The sequence below is a fragment of the Parasphingorhabdus sp. genome, assembly GCF_041748495.1.
Taxonomy (GTDB): Bacteria; Pseudomonadota; Alphaproteobacteria; order Sphingomonadales; family Sphingomonadaceae; genus Parasphingorhabdus.
In genome coordinates this window covers 1-2870 of the sequence record NZ_JBGTDD010000026.1, presented here as the reverse complement: position 1 = coordinate 2870, position 2870 = coordinate 1, and the positions used below count along the sequence as shown (strand labels likewise).

The 2870-nt window shown below is 59.9% G+C and carries 3 protein-coding genes and 1 pseudogene; 1 reads left to right on the top strand and 3 read right to left on the bottom strand.

Annotated elements, in window-relative coordinates; all coding sequences use genetic code 11:
* Positions 1 to 336 precede the first annotated feature (336 nt).
* Positions 337 to 738: a BLUF domain-containing protein gene (locus tag ACEW8J_RS01965; RefSeq protein ID WP_373489947.1), complete on the bottom strand. Its 402-nt coding sequence runs from the start codon at positions 736 to 738 to the stop codon at positions 337 to 339.
* A gap of 74 nt (positions 739 to 812) precedes the next feature.
* Positions 813 to 1604: an SDR family oxidoreductase gene (locus tag ACEW8J_RS01960; protein ID WP_373489946.1), complete on the bottom strand. Its 792-nt coding sequence runs from the start codon at positions 1602 to 1604 to the stop codon at positions 813 to 815.
* 206 nt (positions 1605 to 1810) lie between these two features.
* Here ACEW8J_RS01960 and ACEW8J_RS01955 point away from each other — a divergent pair, with 206 nt between their 5' ends.
* Positions 1811 to 2407, top strand: coding sequence for a PadR family transcriptional regulator (locus ACEW8J_RS01955; protein ID WP_373489945.1), 597 nt, complete (start codon positions 1811 to 1813; stop codon positions 2405 to 2407).
* A gap of 183 nt (positions 2408 to 2590) precedes the next feature.
* On the opposite strand, the pseudogene ACEW8J_RS01950 reads toward ACEW8J_RS01955, so the two are convergent.
* Positions 2591 to 2870 (bottom strand): annotated as a pseudogene (locus ACEW8J_RS01950) (GntP family permease); the annotation flags it as partial.

Sequence of the window (2870 nt, the reverse complement as noted above, 5' to 3'; positions counted from 1 at the left end):
CGAGGCTATTTCTCCACCACCTCAGGCAATATTACCGACGACGTGATCCTCAATTATCTCGACAAGCATACCAAGCCAAACAAAACTGGCTTCAGCCCCAAGCCATGAACCTACCGGCGTCAGCCGGTCAGTGGTTCAGTAGCAGCGGGTGAAGGGTTGGGAGCGGGTGACGTGCTGGAGGAGATCCGGCAAGCGCTGCTCGGCAACGGTGGCGACCAACCCACACCGAGCGCGACTAGTTCGCTTCGCTCTCAAGTCTTGCTTGCCTCTCCCCCCGGGAGAGGTGGGGACTGTCGACATTTATTAGGCGTGGGACGAATCTGGAGCGGGTCCCGTTCAGGTGGTCGCATCCTGCGCTGAACGCTCAAACACCGCAACAATATCTTCGTTGCTCGCGCGTTGGATTGCGCCATCGCTCACTTCTTCGGCCGTCCACAGCCAGGATTGCGCCGGATCATGGAGCATGGCCCAATCCGGAAACATCCGGTCCTCGACCGGCTGCGAGACTAGCAGCTCGACCTCGAGATGACGGTTGTCGACGGCAATTCGCTGGTAAAGTGATTCCACTATATCCTGCGGTCCTTCCAGCAACTGCAGATACAGGTCCGGCCGACAGATCAATGCACCGGTAATGTCGTGCCCGGCATTATAACGCCGGGCCTCCATCAATATTCCATTGAGCGCAGCGTCATCAAAGCCGAACGGCCGGGAAGCATAGATAAGCTGATGAAATGGCATGATCGGGGCCCCTGTGAAAATGATCCTGCGACGCTACGCTTGCTGGGCGCATTAGTCGAGTGGCCAACACCATCTCAAAAAATCGAATTGCCCATCCCGCCATCGACCACCAGACTCTGTCCCGTCGCGTAGCCGGCCATTTCGCTGCAGAACATCGCGACGAACATGCCCATATCCTCGGCATCGCCAAAGCGCCCCACCGGGATCCTTACCTGCTTGACGAATTTCGCGACTTCCTCGTCATAGCTGGTGCCATTGGCTTCGGCCTGGCTGTCGAACATGTCGCGGATCCCGGGCGTGTGGTGCATGCCGGGCAATATATTGTTGATGGTGACGCCATGGCGGGCAACCTGCTTCGCCACCGCCACCGTATAATTGACCAGCGCCGCCCGCGGTGGTCCCGACAAAACGCGCATCGCCGCCGGATATTTGGCGGCTCCGGTCGCGATATTGACGATCCGGCCCCATTTGCGCTCGACCATGCCGTCGATCACCGCCTTGATAAATTCCACCGGGCTGAGCAGCGTCAGCGACAGCGCCTGTTCCCAGTCTGCACGGTCGACGGTGCGGAAATCGCCGGAAAAGGGCGGCGGCGAGCAGGTTGCGACCAGGATGTCCGGGTCAGGACAGATCGAGAGAATTTTCTCGCGGCCCTCGTCGCTGCTGTGATCGGCGACAATCGGCGTGATATTGGCGCCGGTTTCCCGGACCAGCTTTTCGCAAACCGTCATCAGCCGCTCCTCGCCGCGGGCGGTGATGAACAGTTCCGTCTTTTCCCTGGCCAGCGCCAGCGCCGCCCCGCGTCCCAGTCCCGCGCTGCCGCCGTTGACCAGCGCCTTCTTGCCGGTAATTCCCAGATCCATCATAATTCCTTTCCGAGCAGGACCTAGCAGCGGCGCGAACGGCTGCCGACTAGCCAATATGAGCAACGCGGCGCCTCCCGGTCGCACCTGGCCCGCAAAAAGACGAATTGAAAAACAGAAGCTTACCCGTGGCATGTTGATTTGCTCTTGCCTACTCATATTAAAGATATATCTTTAAACTATCTTAGAAACTGACGGAAGATAGTAACATGATACATGGCAGAAAATTCGGACCGGGCGGCCCCAGGGGCGGTCGTGGTCGCAGCTGGAATGCGGAAATCGGACAGAAATTTGCCCGCGCCTTTGCCGAAGCGGCATTTGAAGGGGCGGAGGGCAAGCGCCGCGGCCGGATGTTCCGGCGCGGCGAATTGCGGCTGGTGCTGCTCCATCTGATCGCCCAGGAATCCCGGCACGGCTATGACCTGATCCGGCAGATCGAGGAGATGACCGGCGGCCATTATGCCCCGAGCCCCGGAATCGTCTATCCGACGCTGACCCTGATGGCGGAAATGGACCTGATCGACGAAACGGTCGATGATGGCGGCAAGAAAATCTACTCGATGACCGCCAGGGGCACCGCCCGGCTGGCCGAGGAAGAATCCCGGATCGCCGAGATTCTCGATCGGCTCGACGGCGTCTCGAAAATGGGCGAGGCCAGCGACGGCGCCTCGATCCGCCGGGCAATGCACAATCTGAAAAGCGCGATCCGCATCCGGCTGGCCGACGAAGACAAGGGATCGGACAAGATCCTGGATGTAGCTGCGATCATCGACGAGGCGGCGAGCAAGATCGAACGGCTGAAATAGGATCTTGTCATCCTGGCGAAGGCTGCGATCCAACCCGCCTTTACTCAAATATGGATACTTCCAGCTCTTCCAGTTGCGCCCGGTCGCTGGCATCCAGAATAAAATATTCCTCGATTCAGTCGCGATTGAGATCGATAAAGGCCTGCCGGTAGGCGGCTCGATAGAGGCGGGTCGAGACGGTCATCAGAACATCGTGAACAGCAGCACCGCGATGATCGTGCCGACGACCGGTATCACCACGGTCAGCGCCCCGACAGCGCCATAGGCCGCCTTGTGCGTCTCGCCGCAGACCGCACGGATCGTGGTCACGACATAGCCATTATGCGGCAGGCTATCGAGCGCGCCGGAGGAAATCGCCACCACCCGGTGCAACTCGTCCGGCTGCGCCCCCGCATCGAGATAATGCGGCGCGATCAGCGGCAGGGCGATCGACTGGCCGCCGCTGGCCGAGCCGGTCAGACCA

Excerpts from the sequence above, each read along its gene's own strand:
- ACEW8J_RS01965 (WP_373489947.1), bottom strand. The coding sequence starts at position 738 with ATGCCATTTCATCAGCTTATCTATGCTTCCCGGCCGTTCGGCTTTGAT.
- ACEW8J_RS01960 (WP_373489946.1), bottom strand. The coding sequence starts at position 1,604 with ATGATGGATCTGGGAATTACCGGCAAGAAGGCGCTGGTCAACGGCGGC.
- ACEW8J_RS01955 (WP_373489945.1), top strand. The coding sequence starts at position 1,811 with ATGATACATGGCAGAAAATTCGGACCGGGCGGCCCCAGGGGCGGTCGT.